This window comes from Streptomyces viridosporus T7A, from assembly GCF_008704515.1.
GTDB lineage: Bacteria > Actinomycetota > Actinomycetes > Streptomycetales > Streptomycetaceae > Streptomyces > Streptomyces viridosporus.
Genome location: NZ_CP023700.1, coordinates 5,491,801 through 5,506,667, shown reverse-complemented (window position 1 = coordinate 5,506,667; position 14,867 = coordinate 5,491,801). Strand labels below are relative to the sequence as shown.

Sequence of the window (14,867 nt, the reverse complement as noted above, 5' to 3'; positions counted from 1 at the left end):
CTCGGTCCGCGGGTGCTCGGTTACTTGCCCGACCGCACCGGGATGTCGAGGATCACCCGGGTCCCCCGGTCCGGGGCCGGAACCATGTCGAAGGTGCCGCCCAACTCGCCCTCCACCAGGGTTCGTACGATCTGCAGGCCCAGGTTGCCGGCCGTGTGCGGGTCGAAGTCCTCGGGCAGCCCCACCCCGTCGTCCTGCACGGTGACCAGCAGACGGGCCTCCTTCGTGGTGCCGCCGCGGACCGCGGACACCTCGACGGTGCCGGTCTCGCCCTCGCGGAAGCCGTGCTCCAGGGCGTTCTGCAGGACCTCGGTCAGCACCATCGACAGCGGAGTGGCGACCTCCGCGTCGAGTATGCCGAAGCGGCCCGTGCGCCGGCCGGTGACCTTGCCCGGGGAGATCTCCGCGACCATCGCCAGGACGCGGTCGGCGATCTCGTCGAACTCCACGCGCTCGTCGAGGTTCTGGGAGAGCGTCTCGTGCACGATCGCGATGGACCCGACCCGGCGCACCGCCTCCTCCAGTGCCTCACGGCCGCGCTCGGACTCGATCCGCCGGGCCTGCAGACGCAGCAGTGCCGCCACCGTCTGGAGGTTGTTCTTCACCCGGTGGTGGATCTCCCGGATGGTCGCGTCCTTGGTGATCAACTCGCGCTCACGACGGCGGAGTTCGGTCACGTCGCGGAGGAGGACCAGGGACCCGATGCGCGTGCCCTTCGGCTTGAGCGGGATCGCCCGGAACTGGATGACCCCGTTGGCCTCGATCTCGAACTCGCGCGGCGCCCAGCCGCTGGCGACCTTGGCCAGCGCCTCGTCCACCGGTCCGCGGGAAGGGGCCAGCTCGGCGGTGGTTCGGCCGAGGTGGTGGCCGACCAGGTCGGCGGCCAGGCCCAGCCGGTGGTAGGCGGACAGGGCGTTCGGGGAGGCGTACTGGACGATGCCGTCGGCGTCGAGCCGGATCAGCCCGTCACCGACACGGGGCAGGGCGTCCATGTCGAGCTGCTGGTTCGCGAACGGGAAGGCACCGGCCGCGATCATCTGCGCGAGGTCGGAGGCGCTCTGGAGGTAGGTGAGCTCCAGCCGGCTCGGGGTGCGCACGGTGAGGAGGTTGGTGTTGCGCGCGATCACGCCGAGGACGCGGCCTTCACGCCGGACGGGGATGGACTCGACACGGACCGGGACCTCCTCGCGCCACTCCGGATCCCCCTCGCGCACGATCCGGCCCTCGTCCAGGGCCGCGTCCAGCATGGGCCGGCGGCCGCGCGGGACGAGGTGGCCGACCATGTCGTCCTGGTACGAGGTGGGGCCGGTGTTCGGCCGCATCTGGGCGACGGAGACGTAGCGGGTCCCGTCGCGGGTGGGCACCCACAGGACCAGGTCGGCGAAGGAGAGGTCGGAGAGCAGCTGCCACTCCGAGACCAGCAGGTGGAGCCACTCGAGGTCGGTGTCGTCGAGAGCGGTGTGCTGGCGTACGAGTTCGTTCATGGAGGGCACGTCAGCGAGCGTACCCGGGGTCGCGGCACCCCGAAGGGCACCCGCGGGCCGCGGCGCCTGGGAGGGACCCTCAACCCTCCCGGCACCGCAGCCCGGAGCAACGTCGGCCGTGGGGTGTGCGGTCCCGGTCGGCCGAGCGGTGAGGAACCGGGGCAGTCAGGGCAGAGAGCTCCGGGTCCTCGATCCGCCTTCCTGTGCGGGGAAGGCAGGCCTGTGTGTCTTGCTACGCATTGTGGACTAGACCACTACTGGTGTCCATGGGTGGAACGCTGCATATCGACGGCACGTCCTCGGCCGTCGTGCCGTCCGGCCGGACGGCACGGGCGTCCACCACGCAGCCTAACCCGTGGGGGTTCCCGCGCGGGGCCAGACGGACACGGCGATTTCGGCGAGCGACTCCAGTTCCTCCCGGCTCGCTCCGTCCCGCGCCTGCTGCGACATGCCCTGGATCACCGCCCCGGTGTACCGGGCGAGCGCGCCGGCGTCGGTGTCCGCGGGCAGCGCTCCGGTGGCGACGTCGTCCCGGATCCGGTGCTCGAGCGCGGCGATGTCGGCCCTGCGGCGCTCCCGCAGGGACTGCCGGACCTCGGGGTTCGAGCAGTTCGCGGCGGCGTGGAGGACGAGGCAGCCGTGCGGACGGCCGGGTGCGGTGTACACGGCGGCGGCCTCCCGCAGCGCCCGCTCGACGGCGGCCCGGGCGGTGGGCTCCTCGGCGAGGGCGCGGTCGGTGAAGGAGCCGTACCGCGCGCCGTAGACCCGGACGACCTCGTCGAACAGGGAGCGCTTGTCCCCGAAGGCCGCGTAGAGGCTCGGGACGCCGATGTCCATGACGCGGGTGAGGTCGGAGACCGAGGTGGCCTCGTAGCCGTGCTCCCAGAAGGCGAGGAGCGCCTTTTCCAGTGCGGTCTCCCGGTCGAAGGAGCGGGGGCGGCCGCGGGGCCTGCGCGCGGGCCCGGCTCCGGCACGGGCGGCCCCGCTCCGTCCGGCGCCTTCGTCACTCCTCATCCGCCCCTCCTCACCCACCGGACACGTCCGCCCCGTTCGTCGACGGCCCGTTCGCCGTCCCTCCGCGGAGTGCATTTTATAGCGAGCACTAGAAAAAGCCGGTGGGCCCGTCGTACGGTTTTTTCTGTAGCGGCCACTAGGGAAATCAAAAGGGGGCGTCGGCGTGAAGGCACTTGCGGGCGGGACGGCACACGCGGCGAGGGCGGGCGGAGACCCCGCCGGGGAGCGCGGACCCGGGTCCGCGGCACGGGCCGGGCCCTGGGATGCTGAAGGGGGCCCACAAGGGGCCCGCACCGCCACTCACCTGGGAAGGCGGTATCCGCTCTGCTAGATTGATTGGTCTAAACCACATGGTCCCTTCCGGGGCCAGTTCCAGTCGAGCCCTCCTCTCAGATCGGCAGGTCCAGCGTGGAAGTTGTCATCGTTGCGGACGCCAAGGCCGGCGGCGAACTCATCGCCGAGGCCATGGCGCAACTCCTGCGACGCAAGCCCGACGCCCTGCTCGGCGTGGCCACCGGCTCCACACCACTGCCCATCTACCAGGCGCTGGCGGCCAAGGTGCGCAACGGCGCCGTGGACGTCTCGCGCGCACGCATCGCCCAACTCGACGAGTACGTGGGACTGCCCGCCGACCACCCCGAGTCCTATCACTCGGTGCTCCGGCGCGAGGTGCTGGAGCCGCTCGGGATCGGGATGGACGCCTTCCTGGGCCCCGACGGCGCGGCCGAGGACGTGCAGGGCGCGTGCGAGGCGTACGACAGGGAGCTGGCCGAGGCCGGCGGTGTGGACCTCCAGTTGCTGGGGATCGGGACGGACGGGCACATCGGGTTCAACGAACCGTGCTCCTCGCTCGTCTCGCGCACCCGGATCAAGACGCTGACCGAACAGACCCGGGCCGACAACGCGCGCTTCTTCGACGGCGACGTCGACCAGGTCCCGCACCACGTCATCACCCAGGGCATCGGGACCATCCTGGAGGCCCGCCACCTGGTGCTGCTCGCCACCGGGGAGAACAAGGCGGACGCCATCGCCGCGACCGTCGAAGGACCCGTGGCCGCGGTGTGCCCGGCGTCCGCGCTGCAGCTGCACCCGCACGCCACGGTGGTCGTCGACGAGGCGGCCGCCTCCAAGCTGAAGTTCGCCGACTACTTCCGGCGCACCTACGCCAGCAAGCCGGAGTGGCAGGGGCTCTGAGCCCCGGCCGCACGAGCCGGGGCCGGTCGTGGACTAGACCAGCCCCGGTCCCGGGGGTATACAGAGGGGATCACGGAGGGTACGGGGCACACCACGCCCCGGACCGTGCCACGATGTGAGCCGTGGTCGATGGGGTGTCGGCCGCTTCGGCACGCGGAGCCGGGAAGGCAGAGCATGAGCACCGACGTCAGCAGTGCGGAGAACGAGGGTGGAACTGCGGTCCGTACGGCGCGCGTGCCCAAGTACTACCGGCTGAAGAAGCATCTGCTCGACATGACCGAGACGGCGCCCCCCGGTACCTCGGTCCCGCCCGAGCGCACCCTGGCGGCGGAGTTCGACACCTCGCGCACCACCGTGCGCCAGGCCCTCCAGGAGCTGGTGGTCGAAGGACGCCTGGAGCGCATCCAGGGCAAGGGCACCTTCGTCGCCAAGCCCAAGGTCTCGCAGGCCCTGCAGCTCACCTCGTACACCGAGGACATGCGCGCCCAGGGGCTGGAGCCCACCTCGCAACTGCTGGACATCGGCTACATCACCGCCGACGACCGGCTCGCCGGACTGCTCGACATCACGCCGGGCGGACGGGTGCTGCGCATCGAGCGGCTGCGCATGGCCAACGGCGAGCCGATGGCCATCGAGATCACCCACCTGAGCGCGAAGCGCTTCCCCGCGCTGCGCCGCAGTCTGGTGAAGTACACGTCCCTCTACACCGCCCTCGCGGAGGTGTACGACGTCCATCTGGCGGAGGCCGAGGAGACCATCGAGACCTCGCTGGCCACCCCGCGCGAGGCCGGTCTGCTCGGCACGGACGTCGGTCTGCCGATGCTGATGCTCTCCCGGCACTCGCTGGACCGGGACGGGCAGCCGGTGGAGTGGGTGCGGTCGGTGTACCGGGGCGACCGGTACAAGTTCGTCGCGCGGCTGAAGCGACCGCAGGACTGAGGCCGGGCCTCCTGCGCGGCAGGCGGTCGGCGGGGATTTCGCTGCTGCTGCCGCCCGGCCGCGCGGCATTCGCCGCACCCCGATGTCGACGAGGGGTTACGACCGCACCACCCCCTCCTCTAGATTTCCTGCGCACGATCGCCGGTGATCAGTGAGGGGACGGAACCGTCTGATGTCGCAAGCCCCAGGAACCGGCAGGGAGCCGGTGGTGACGCCCGTGCGCGTCGTCATCGCCCTCTGTCTCGTCGCACCCTTCGTGGCCATGCTGTGGGTCGGGTCGTACGCGAAGACCGACCCCGTCGTCATCGGCATCCCGTTCTTCTACTGGTACCAGATGTTATGGGTGGTCCTCTCGACCGCGCTGACGATGGTCGCGTACAAGCTGTGGCAGCGTGACCAGCGCGCCCGCAGGGCCTCGAAGGGCGGTGCGGGGCGGTGAACGACGGTGTCAACGGCGTGGCACTCGCCGTCTTCGTCTTCTTCTTCGCGCTCGTCACGGTCATGGGATTCCTGGCCGCGCGCTGGCGCAAGGCGGCGAACGAGCACAGCCTCGACGAATGGGGCCTGGGCGGACGGTCGTTCGGCACCTGGGTGACCTGGTTCCTGCTCGGCGGCGACCTGTACACCGCGTACACCTTCGTGGCCGTGCCGGCGGCGATCTACGCGGCGGGCGCGGCGGGCTTCTTCGCCGTGCCGTACACGATCCTCGTGTACCCGCTGATCTTCACCTTCCTGCCCCGGCTGTGGTCGGTGTCGCACAAGCACGGCTATGTGACCACGTCCGACTTCGTGCGCGGCCGGTTCGGCTCGAAGGGGCTGTCGCTGGCGGTCGCGCTCACCGGCATCCTGGCGACGATGCCGTACATCGCGCTCCAACTGGTCGGCATCCAGGCCGTGCTGGACGTGATGGGCGTCGGCGGCGGTGAGAGCACCCACTGGTTCGTCAAGGACCTGCCGCTGCTGATCGCCTTCGGCGTGCTGGCGGCGTACACGTACTCGTCGGGTCTGCGGGCCCCCGCACTGATCGCGTTCGTGAAGGACACGCTGATCTACCTCGTGATCGCGGTGGCGATCATCTACATCCCGATCAAGCTGGGCGGCTTCGACGACATCTTCGCCAAGGCGAGCGAGGCGTACAACGAGACCAACCCGGCCACGGGCGCGCCGCGCGGTGCGCTGGTGCCGGGCGAGGCGGGCCAATGGACTTACGCCACGCTGGCGTTGGGCTCGGCGCTCGCGCTGTTCATGTACCCGCACTCGATCACCGCGACGCTGTCCTCGCGCAGCCGTGAGGTGATCCGCCGCAACACCACCATCCTGCCGCTGTACTCGCTGATGCTGGGGCTGCTGGCGCTGCTGGGCTTCATGGCGATCGCGGCGGGCGTGGAGGTGCAGAACGGCCAGCTGGCGATCCCCCAGCTGTTCGAGGACATGTTCCCGGACTGGTTCGCGGGCGTGGCCTTCGCGGCGATCGGCATCGGCGCGCTGGTGCCGGCGGCGATCATGTCGATCGCGGCGGCGAACCTCTTCACCCGCAACATCTACAAGGACTTCCTCAAGCCGGACGCGACACCGGCCCAGGAGACCAAGGTCTCCAAGATCGTCTCCCTGCTGGTGAAGGTGGGCGCGCTGGCCTTCGTCCTGACCATGGACAAGACGGTCGCCATCAACTTCCAGCTGCTGGGCGGCATCTGGATCCTGCAGACCTTCCCGGCGCTGGTGGGCGGCCTGTTCACCCGCTGGTTCCACCGCTGGGCGCTGCTCGCGGGCTGGGCGGTCGGCATGGTCTACGGCACGGTCGCCGCCTACGGGGTGGCCTCGCCGACGCAGAAGCACTTCGGCGGCTCGGCGAAGGAGATCCCGGGCATCGGCGAGATCGGCTACATCGGTCTCACCGCCTTCGTGATCAACGTCCTGGTGACGGTCGTGCTGACCTTCGTCCTGAAGGCCGTCAAGGCCCCCGAGGGCATCGACCGGACGAAGCCGGAGGACTACACGGCGGACGCGGGCGACCCGGGCGTCCAGGTGGAGCTTCCGCCGGCCACGGCGGGCAGCGCGCACTGACGCCGCGCTCAGGGCCACGGGCCGCCGGGGGGATCCGGCGGCCCGTTGTCGTACCCGTCGGGCGCACCCGCCCCCGTGGACGCCGTCGTCCGGCCGGTGGAGCCGGGCGGGCACGGCGAACTCGGTGGGAGCACCGCGCGGGCCTGCCTCCGGGACGGGCCGCGCGGCTCCGGGAGGAGCGGTGCCCGCCCTGGCGAGCCGGGGGACGGGGCGAAGCGGGTGGCGGCCGAGGGCCGTGCCCGGGGCGTGCTGTCGAGCCGGCGCACCACGCGCCCCGCCCACCGCGTCCACGAGCGGCCGGGCCTCCCCCTCGCACCCGAGCGCGGCCGGAACCCCCTTCCGTGTCCGCCGGAACCCCCTCCCGTATCCGGACGACCTCACGCTTCTCGCCTATGCGTTGACACTCCGACACCACCGAGACACAAGATATGGGCCTGCCGACAGCACCCGGCACAAGATGTATGCTCATGCTCGCTGTCGCCGCAGGGGAATCCGGTGCGAATCCGGAACTGTCCCGCAACGGTGTACTTGTGCGTGCCCGCGTCATCCCGCGGACGCGCACGGGCTTCAGTCCGAGGACCTGCCGACAGTGCGCCCGGCCGTCCGGTCCGGGTGCCCTGACGTCCGGGCCTCGTGGAATGGGCCGGTGGACGCGACGCCGCGTGCGCTCGTGTGCTGCCCCCTGCCCTCGACGAGGCCTCCGTGCCGAGCGAGGGAGAGCCCCACGTGACCATCGCGCCAGCCGATCCGGCTTCAGCGGTCGACGTGACAGAGCGGAGCGACGGCCCCGGTGCCGCGCTGCTGCGGACCCTGACCGAGCTGACCGCCGACCTGCCCGACGCGGACCCCGGCCGGGTCGCCGCCGCCGCGCTGCGCGGCCGGTCCGCCCGCGCCGACGAGACGGAGCTGCGGGAGCTGGCCACCGAGGCCGCGGCCGGGCTCATCTCCGAGGACCCCGCCTACTCCCGGCTCGCCGCCCGGCTGCTGACCATCGGCATCCGAGCCGAGGCCGCCTCGCAGGGCGTCACGTCGTTCACCGGGTCCGTCGCGACCGGGCACCGCGAGGGCCTGATCGCCGACCGCACCGCCGCGTTCGTCCGGCTGCACGCGGACCGGCTCGACGCGCTGATCGACACCGGGGCCGACGACCGCTTCGGCTACTTCGGCCTGCGCACCCTCCACAGCCGGTACCTGCTGCGGCACCCGATCACCCGCAAGGTCGTCGAGACGCCGCAGCACTTCCTGCTGCGCGTCGCCGCCGGTCTCGCCGAGGACGACAGCGTCCGGTCGGTGGACGAGGTCGCCGCGCTGTACGGGCTGATGAGCCGCCTGGACTACCTGCCCTCCTCCCCCACCCTGTTCAACTCCGGTACGCGGCACCCCCAGATGTCGTCCTGCTACCTCCTGGACTCCCCCAAGGACGAGCTGGACTCCATCTACGACCGCTACCACCAGGTGGCCCGCCTCTCGAAGCACGCCGGCGGCATCGGCCTGTCCTACTCCCGCATCCGCTCGCGCGGTTCGCTGATCCGCGGCACCAACGGGCACTCCAACGGCATCGTCCCGTTCCTGAAGACGCTGGACGCCTCGGTCGCCGCCGTGAACCAGGGCGGGCGGCGCAAGGGCGCGGCGGCGGTCTACCTGGAGACCTGGCACTCGGACATCGAGGAGTTCCTGGAGCTGCGCGACAACACCGGTGAGGACGCCCGCCGCACGCACAACCTGAACCTCGCGCACTGGGTGCCGGACGAGTTCATGCGCCGGGTGGACGCCGACGGCCCGTGGTCGCTGTTCTCCCCGGCGGACGTGCCGGAGCTGGTCGACCTGTGGGGCGAGGAGTTCGACGCGGCGTACCGGGCCGCCGAGGAGAAGGGGCTGGCCAGGAAGACCCTCCCCGCGCGCGAGCTGTACGGCCGGATGATGCGCACCCTCGCGCAGACCGGCAACGGCTGGATGACCTTCAAGGACGCCGCCAACCGCACGGCGAACCAGACGGCGACCCCGGGCCACGTCATCCACTCCTCCAACCTCTGCACGGAGATCCTGGAGGTCACCGACGACGGGGAGACGGCGGTCTGCAACCTGGGATCGGTCAACCTCGGCGCGTTCGTCGACACGGCGGCCGGCGACATCGACTGGGAGCGGCTGGACCGGACCGTCCGCACGGCCGTCACGTTCCTCGACCGGGTCGTGGACATCAACTTCTACCCGACCGAGCAGGCGGGCCGCTCCAACGCCCGCTGGCGTCCGGTGGGCCTCGGCGCGATGGGCCTGCAGGACGTCTTCTTCAAGCTGCGCCTGCCCTTCGACTCGCCCGAGGCGCGGACCCTGTCCACCCGGATCGCCGAGCGGATCATGCTCGCCGCGTACGAGGCCTCCGCCGACCTGGCCGAGGACAAGGGACCGCTGCCGGCCTGGGAGAAGACCCGCACCGCCCGGGGCGTGCTGCACCCCGACCACTACGACGTGGACCTGACGTGGCCGGAGCGCTGGGCCGCGCTGCGCGGACGGATCGCGTCCACCGGTCTGCGCAACTCCCTGCTGCTGGCCATCGCGCCCACCGCCACCATCGCCTCGATCGCGGGCGTGTACGAGTGCATCGAGCCGCAGGTGTCCAACCTGTTCAAGCGCGAGACGCTGTCCGGCGAGTTCCTCCAGGTCAACTCGTACCTGGTGAGCGACCTGAAGCGGCTGGGCGTGTGGGACGAGCGCACCCGGGAGGCGCTGCGCGAGGCGGGCGGCTCGGTGCAGGGCTTCGCCTGGATCCCCGACGACGTGCGCCGGCTGTACCGCACGGCGTGGGAGATCCCGCAGCGCTCGCTGATCGACACGGCCGCCGCCCGCACCCCGTTCCTGGACCAGGCGCAGTCACTGAACCTGTTCATGGAGACGCCGACCATCGGCAAGCTCTCCTCGATGTACGCGTACGCCTGGAAGCAGGGCCTGAAGACGACGTACTACCTGCGTTCGCGCCCGGCGACCCGCATCGCCCGCGCCGCGCAGGCCCAGCCCCAGGCCCAGACCCAGACCCAGACCACCGTCCCCGTCCAGCAGCCGACCCCCGACGAGGCCGTCGCCTGCTCCCTTGAGAACCCCGAGTCCTGCGAGGCCTGCCAGTGATGACCCGCACCACCCGTACCCAGAACCTGCTCGACCCGGGCTTCGAGCTCACGCTGCGCCCCATGCGCTACCCCGACTTCTACGAGCGCTACCGGGACGCCATCAAGAACACCTGGACCGTGGAGGAGGTCGACCTCCACTCCGACGTGGCCGACCTCGCGAAGCTGAGCCCCGCCGAGCAGCACCTGATCGGCCGGCTCGTGGCCTTCTTCGCCACCGGTGACTCGATCGTGGCGAACAACCTCGTGCTGACGCTGTACAAGCACATCAACTCCCCCGAGGCACGGCTCTACCTGAGCCGTCAGCTCTTCGAGGAAGCGGTCCACGTCCAGTTCTACCTGACCCTGCTGGACACCTATCTGCCCGACCCGGACGACCGGGCGGCCGCCTTCGCGGCGGTGGAGAACATCCCCTCCATCCGGGAGAAGGCCGAGTTCTGCTTCACGTGGATGGACTCGGTGGAGAAGCTCGACCGGCTTCAGACGCAGGCGGACCGCCGCCGTTTCCTGCTCAACCTGATCTGCTTCGCCGCCTGCATCGAGGGGCTGTTCTTCTACGGGGCGTTCGCCTACGTCTACTGGTTCCGCAGCCGGGGCCTGCTGCACGGCCTCGCGACCGGCACCAACTGGGTCTTCCGCGACGAGACGATGCACATGTCGTTCGCCTTCGACGTGGTCGACACCGTCCGCAAGGAGGAGCCGGAGCTGTTCGACGAGCGGCTGGGGCAGCAGGTCACGGACATGCTGCGCGAGGCGGTCGAGGCGGAGCTGCAGTTCGCGCGCGACCTGTGCGGTGACGGGCTGCCGGGCATGAACACCGAGTCGATGCGGCAGTACCTGGAGTGCGTCGCCGACCAGCGCCTGACCCGGCTGGGCTTCGCCCCGGTGTACGGCTCCCAGAACCCGTTCTCCTTCATGGAGCTCCAGGGCGTCCAGGAGCTGACGAACTTCTTCGAGCGGCGCCCGTCCGCGTACCAGGTCGCCGTGGAGGGCACGGTCGACCTGGACGAGGACTTCTAGGGATCCACCGGGGGCGCCGACCGGGCGCCACCTCGCCTCACGCCGCCCGCGTGGTGCGGTGCGAGGTGGCGTCCCGCGGGGTGCGAGACGAAGTGATGTCCCGCGGGGCGCGGGACGGCGTGGCGTCCCGCGTCGTGCGGGCGGGCGCGGCGGGGACGTCGCGTCCGCCCGGCGCGGTGGTGCGGCCGGCCTCCGCCTGCCTGAGCTGCCGGTCGATCCGCCGGTCGTGCACGATGCCGATCACGGCGGGGAGGACCATCAGGACCAGCAGGCCGAGGACGGCCAGCGCGCCGAGCAGTGCTTCCATGCGTGTCGTATCCATGGACACCACTGTCGCGCCGCACACTCCTTACCGGCAGTGGCAGGACTGCCGCACACCCTCGATTTACTGCCAACGGCGAGGCACACTGGAACCATGCTCCGGAACGTGGCCGCCGTCCTCCTCGACGGTGTGAACCCCTTCGAACTCGGCGTCGTCTGCGAGGTCTTCGGCGTCGACCGCAGCGACGACGGCCTGCCGGCCTACGACTTCGCCGTCGCCTCGGCCGAGGGCCGCACGCTGCGCAGCAACACGGGCTTCACCCTCCAGGTGGAGCACGGCCCGGAGCGCCTGGAGACGGCGGACCTCATCGCCGTACCGGCCGGCTCCCGCTATGAGTCGCGGGACTTCCCGCCCGAGCTGCTGGACGCCCTGCGCCGGGGCGTGGACCGGGGCGCCCGGGTGCTCAGCGTCTGCTCCGGGGTGTTCGTGCTCGCCGCCGCCGGGCTCCTCGACGGCCGGCGCGCCGCCGCCCACTGGCGTCATGCCCAGGCCCTGACCAGGCGGTACCCCCATCTGAGCGTCGAACCGGATGTGCTCTACGTCGACGAGGACCCGGTGATCACCTCCGCCGGCACCGCCGCCGGCATCGACGCCTGTCTGCATCTGGTGCGCAAGGAGCAGGGCCCGGAGGTCGCCAACAGGATCGCCCGGCGGATGGTGGTGCCCCCGCACCGCGACGGCGGCCAGGCCCAGTACATCGAACGCCCGCTGCCGCAGTCCGGGGGCGACACCGTCTCCGAGGTACTGGTGTGGATGGAGCGGCACCTCGACGAGGAGGTCACCGTCGAACAGCTGGCCGCCCGCGCCCACATGTCCCCGCGCACCTTCGCCCGCCGCTTCCGGCAGGAGACCGGCACCACGCCCTACCGCTGGATCCTGCGCCAGCGCGTCCTGCTGGCCCAGCGCCTGCTGGAGGCGACGGACGAGACGGTGGACGCGATCGCGGGCCGCACCGGTTTCGGCGACGCCGCCGCCCTGCGCCACCACTTCGTCCGCACCGTGGGGACCACGCCGCACGCCTACCGGCGGACGTTCCGCGGGCCCGAGGCCGCCTGAACGCCCGCCGACGGACGCGGGGTCAGCGGGTGATCGACCTCAGCAGCAGCCGGTTCGGGTGCAGGGTGATGCCGATGCGCACGGCGTCGTCCGAGCCGGCCACCCGCTCGAAGCGGTACCGGGCGGCCAGGGTCGCCGTGATCAGCGTCAGCATGGCCATCGAGAAGTGGTCGCCCGGGCACTTGCGGTTGCCCACGCTGAAGGGGCGCATGGCGTATTTCGGAATGTCCTTGGAGCGTTCCGGACGCCATCGGTCGGGGTCGAACTCCAGGTGGCGCTCGTACGACTTCGGATCGCGCTGGATCGCGTACGGACTGTAGATGATGTCCGTCCCGGCCGGAATGCGGTAGCCACCGAGTTCCGTGTCGGTCACCGCCCGGCGGGTCAGAATCCAGACGGAGGGATGCAGCCGCATTGTCTCGACGACGACATTGCAGGTGTGCGAGAGCCGGTGGATGTCCTGGAATGCCACGGGGCGCCCACCGGTCACGGCTTCCACTTCGTCGCACACCTTGTCCCCGTGTTCCGGGTGCGCGGCGAGCACCTGGAGCAGCGACATGATCGCGGATGCGATCGTCTCGCTGCCGGGGGTGAGTATCGCGACCACCTGATCGTGGATCTCCTGTTCCCCGATGGGGTCGCCGTTGTCGTCCTTCGCCTCCAGCAATGCCGTCAGCAAATCGTCCGGCTTTTGACCGGATGCGCGGCGCTCGGCCACGATCTCGTCGACGAGGAGGTGTAAATCGGCCAATGCCCGGTTGAATTCGCGGTTGGCCGGGAACGGCAGTTTGTAGAGCGGTCCGAGCGGTACCACCATCCGCCGGTACATGCCGCGGAAGACGGTGGAGAGGGCGGCGCACAGCCGCTCCGCCCGCTCGTCCATGAGCCGGCTGCGCAGCAGGCAGCGGGCCGCGACGCGCACGGCGACCCGGAAGGACTCGGAGGTGCAGTCGACGATCTGCCCGGAGGCCCACCGTTCGGTCAGGGCGTGCGCCTCCTCCTCCATGATCGGGCCGTAGCCGGGGATGGCGTCGAGCCTGAAGGCGGGCTGGATGGTGCGTCGCTGGCGCCGGTGCAGCGGGCCGTTGGCGGTGGCCACGCCCTCCTTGCCGAGCAGGTCCTCCAGGGACTCCCACAGCGGTCCGGCGATGATGTAGTCGGGGCTCAGCGCCAGCGCCCCGGTGAGGGCGGGGGTGGTGACGGCGTACACCGTCTTCGGCCCCAGTCTCAGGCGCACGACGTCACCGTGGTCGCGCAGCCGGGTCATGAAGGCGAGCGGGTCGCGGACCAGCTTCCAGCCGTGGCCGAGGAGGGGGACGCCTCCGCCGGCCACCGGCGGAACGCGCGGTCCGGCCGTCGGGGACGCTCCGGGTTTCACCGACTCGACGGTCATTTCCCACCTGCCGCTTCGTTGTTGACGTACGGGGGCGTGGACCGGTCTTCCCAGCTGTCGACCCTGTACCGACCGGACTCGTGGTGGAACCAATAGACGGAACTGAACCAGTTCCGCATGTTGCCGAGGCAGGAGCGCACGGCGGCGCTCGTCTCCTTTCCTCGCACCGTGCCGTCGTCGAGTCCGTCGGCGAACCGTGAGGCCTCCTGTTCCGCGTCCAGGAATTCACTGATGCATTCCTCGACGCGACGCCTCACTTCCGCGATCGCTTCTTCGAGTGTCAGCCCCTCGTGCGTGATGAGACTGATTCCCAGATTGTGCACCTCGCTGCCCGCCATTTCCTTCGGCAGCGAGCACAGGTCGTTGTACCAGGCGGCGAATTCCTGACTGAGCAGCGCCGCTTTCCGATAGGCCGGGTTCTTCCGCACCGGATCCGGCAGTTCACATCCCGCGCTGGGCTCCAGGAGGTCGGTCCAGATCCAGTGCGCGAAGGTCAGCCGGCGAAGTTCCAGGTATTCCTCGACGGTGGGGACGATTCCCTCCGTGCGGTTGTGGAACTCCCGGTCGTAGGCCTCGATCACCGCGTGGAAATGCCGCGCGAACCGGGCGTTCCAGGTGCCGGGCAGGAACGCGTACAGCCGCCGCACGCTGTCCGCGAGCCCCGCCACCACCGGATCCTCGTGACCCAGGTGGCCGGCGGGGTTGTCGAGGGCCGAGTGCAGCCGCTCCTTCAGCCTCCGCCAGGCGGCGGGGCGGCCGTGCACGATGTCGCGGTCGTGCCGGTCGTCCCAGACGAAGAACCACGCGCTGTAGTCCGCTATCGCCTGCAGGACCTCGTCGGGGGCTCCCAGGTAGTAGCCCGCCATGAGGTCGGTGTAGCACAGCCCGTCGGCGTGTTCCTCCACCTTGTCGGCCGACATGAGCCGCTTTTCGAGCAGCCACGTGCGGGTCGTCTCCTGGAGCTTTGGCCAATACGGGTGGAGTTGTCGGGGAAACGCCGCCTCGATCACCGGGAGGGACAGCGCCGGTGGAACTGCGATGGTGGTCGGTGTCGATGTGGTGCCGTGTGACAAAGCATGCACGAACAATCCCCTCTCAGCCGCCGGTTGCGCCGCGCGCCCGTCCCCCCGTGCCGCGCGTGCGCCGGTGCGCATCCCCGTACCTCTATTCAGCACCACAACTGACCGCTCTGGGAATGGATTTGCCTCTTCCACCGCTCCTGGATGCCGGGGTTTCCCCTGGTGTGTCCGATTCCGGTTCAG

At 70.5% G+C, this 14,867-nt stretch carries 12 protein-coding genes and 1 riboswitch; of the genes, 7 read left to right on the top strand and 5 right to left on the bottom strand.

Translation table 11 applies throughout. The features are described from left to right. Positions 1-20 precede the first annotated feature (20 nt). Positions 21-1,484, bottom strand: a complete 1,464-nt coding sequence (locus CP969_RS25580; RefSeq protein WP_016824666.1) for a sensor histidine kinase — start codon at positions 1,482-1,484, stop codon at positions 21-23. A 348-nt stretch (positions 1,485-1,832) separates the two neighbouring features. Beyond that, on the bottom strand, positions 1,833-2,498 hold the full coding sequence (locus tag CP969_RS25575; RefSeq protein WP_016824667.1) for a TetR/AcrR family transcriptional regulator: 666 nt from the start codon (positions 2,496-2,498) through the stop codon (positions 1,833-1,835). Positions 2,499-2,906: 408 nt separating this feature from the next. On the opposite strand from CP969_RS25575, the gene nagB reads away from it, so the two are divergent. The 6 genes from nagB (at position 2,907) to CP969_RS25540 (ending at position 10,834) form a co-directional block, all read left to right on the top strand. Then, positions 2,907-3,692 (top strand): glucosamine-6-phosphate deaminase, encoded by a 786-nt coding sequence (gene nagB, locus CP969_RS25570; protein WP_016824668.1) that lies wholly within the window; start codon positions 2,907-2,909, stop codon positions 3,690-3,692. A gap of 174 nt (positions 3,693-3,866) precedes the next feature. Further along, complete coding sequence (locus CP969_RS25565) at positions 3,867-4,631, top strand: GntR family transcriptional regulator (protein WP_004983583.1); 765 nt, start codon at positions 3,867-3,869, stop codon at positions 4,629-4,631. A gap of 172 nt (positions 4,632-4,803) precedes the next feature. Continuing rightward, on the top strand, positions 4,804-5,070 hold the full coding sequence (locus CP969_RS25560) for a DUF3311 domain-containing protein (protein ID WP_078495353.1): 267 nt from the start codon (positions 4,804-4,806) through the stop codon (positions 5,068-5,070). Continuing rightward, a complete protein-coding gene (gene mctP / locus CP969_RS25555; protein WP_004983587.1) occupies positions 5,067-6,695 on the top strand; it encodes a monocarboxylate uptake permease MctP in 1,629 nt (542 codons plus the stop codon). Before CP969_RS25560 ends, mctP begins: the two co-directional genes overlap by 4 nt. 461 nt (positions 6,696-7,156) lie before the next feature. Continuing rightward, a riboswitch (cobalamin riboswitch) is annotated at positions 7,157-7,297 on the top strand. A gap of 124 nt (positions 7,298-7,421) precedes the next feature. Beyond that, the gene (locus CP969_RS25545) at positions 7,422-9,815 is read left to right on the top strand and encodes a ribonucleoside-diphosphate reductase subunit alpha (protein WP_026084882.1); all 2,394 of its coding nucleotides are present in this window, start codon (positions 7,422-7,424) and stop codon (positions 9,813-9,815) included. Continuing rightward, positions 9,815-10,834, top strand: coding sequence for a ribonucleotide-diphosphate reductase subunit beta (locus CP969_RS25540; RefSeq protein WP_016824671.1), 1,020 nt, complete (start codon positions 9,815-9,817; stop codon positions 10,832-10,834). The genes CP969_RS25545 and CP969_RS25540 overlap by 1 nt, the downstream gene beginning before the upstream one ends. 37 nt (positions 10,835-10,871) lie before the next feature. Here the strand turns inward: CP969_RS25540 and CP969_RS25535 are convergent, their stop codons facing one another. Further along, positions 10,872-11,156, bottom strand: a complete 285-nt coding sequence (locus tag CP969_RS25535; RefSeq protein ID WP_050793763.1) for a hypothetical protein — start codon at positions 11,154-11,156, stop codon at positions 10,872-10,874. Positions 11,157-11,249: 93 nt separating this feature from the next. On the opposite strand from CP969_RS25535, the gene CP969_RS25530 reads away from it, so the two are divergent. Next, positions 11,250-12,212, top strand: a complete 963-nt coding sequence (locus CP969_RS25530) for a helix-turn-helix domain-containing protein (RefSeq protein ID WP_016824673.1) — start codon at positions 11,250-11,252, stop codon at positions 12,210-12,212. Between the two features lie 22 nt (positions 12,213-12,234). Here the strand turns inward: CP969_RS25530 and CP969_RS25525 are convergent, their stop codons facing one another. Further along, entirely contained in the window at positions 12,235-13,605 is a 1,371-nt protein-coding gene (locus tag CP969_RS25525) for a bifunctional albaflavenone monooxygenase/terpene synthase (protein WP_016824674.1), read from the bottom strand. Beyond that, complete coding sequence (gene cyc1 / locus CP969_RS25520; protein WP_004983599.1) at positions 13,602-14,687, bottom strand: epi-isozizaene synthase; 1,086 nt, start codon at positions 14,685-14,687, stop codon at positions 13,602-13,604. The genes CP969_RS25525 and cyc1 overlap by 4 nt, the downstream gene beginning before the upstream one ends. Between the last annotated feature and the right edge of the window lie 180 nt (positions 14,688-14,867).

Coding starts and splice junctions, on each gene's coding strand:
- CP969_RS25525 (WP_016824674.1), bottom strand. CDS start 13,605: ATGACCGTCGAGTCGGTGAAACCCGGAGCGTCCCCGACGGCCGGACCG.
- CP969_RS25565 (WP_004983583.1), top strand. CDS start 3,867: ATGAGCACCGACGTCAGCAGTGCGGAGAACGAGGGTGGAACTGCGGTC.
- CP969_RS25580 (WP_016824666.1), bottom strand. CDS start 1,484: ATGAACGAACTCGTACGCCAGCACACCGCTCTCGACGACACCGACCTC.
- CP969_RS25560 (WP_078495353.1), top strand. CDS start 4,804: ATGTCGCAAGCCCCAGGAACCGGCAGGGAGCCGGTGGTGACGCCCGTG.
- CP969_RS25535 (WP_050793763.1), bottom strand. CDS start 11,156: ATGGATACGACACGCATGGAAGCACTGCTCGGCGCGCTGGCCGTCCTC.
- CP969_RS25575 (WP_016824667.1), bottom strand. CDS start 2,498: ATGAGGAGTGACGAAGGCGCCGGACGGAGCGGGGCCGCCCGTGCCGGA.
- CP969_RS25540 (WP_016824671.1), top strand. CDS start 9,815: ATGACCCGCACCACCCGTACCCAGAACCTGCTCGACCCGGGCTTCGAG.
- CP969_RS25530 (WP_016824673.1), top strand. CDS start 11,250: ATGCTCCGGAACGTGGCCGCCGTCCTCCTCGACGGTGTGAACCCCTTC.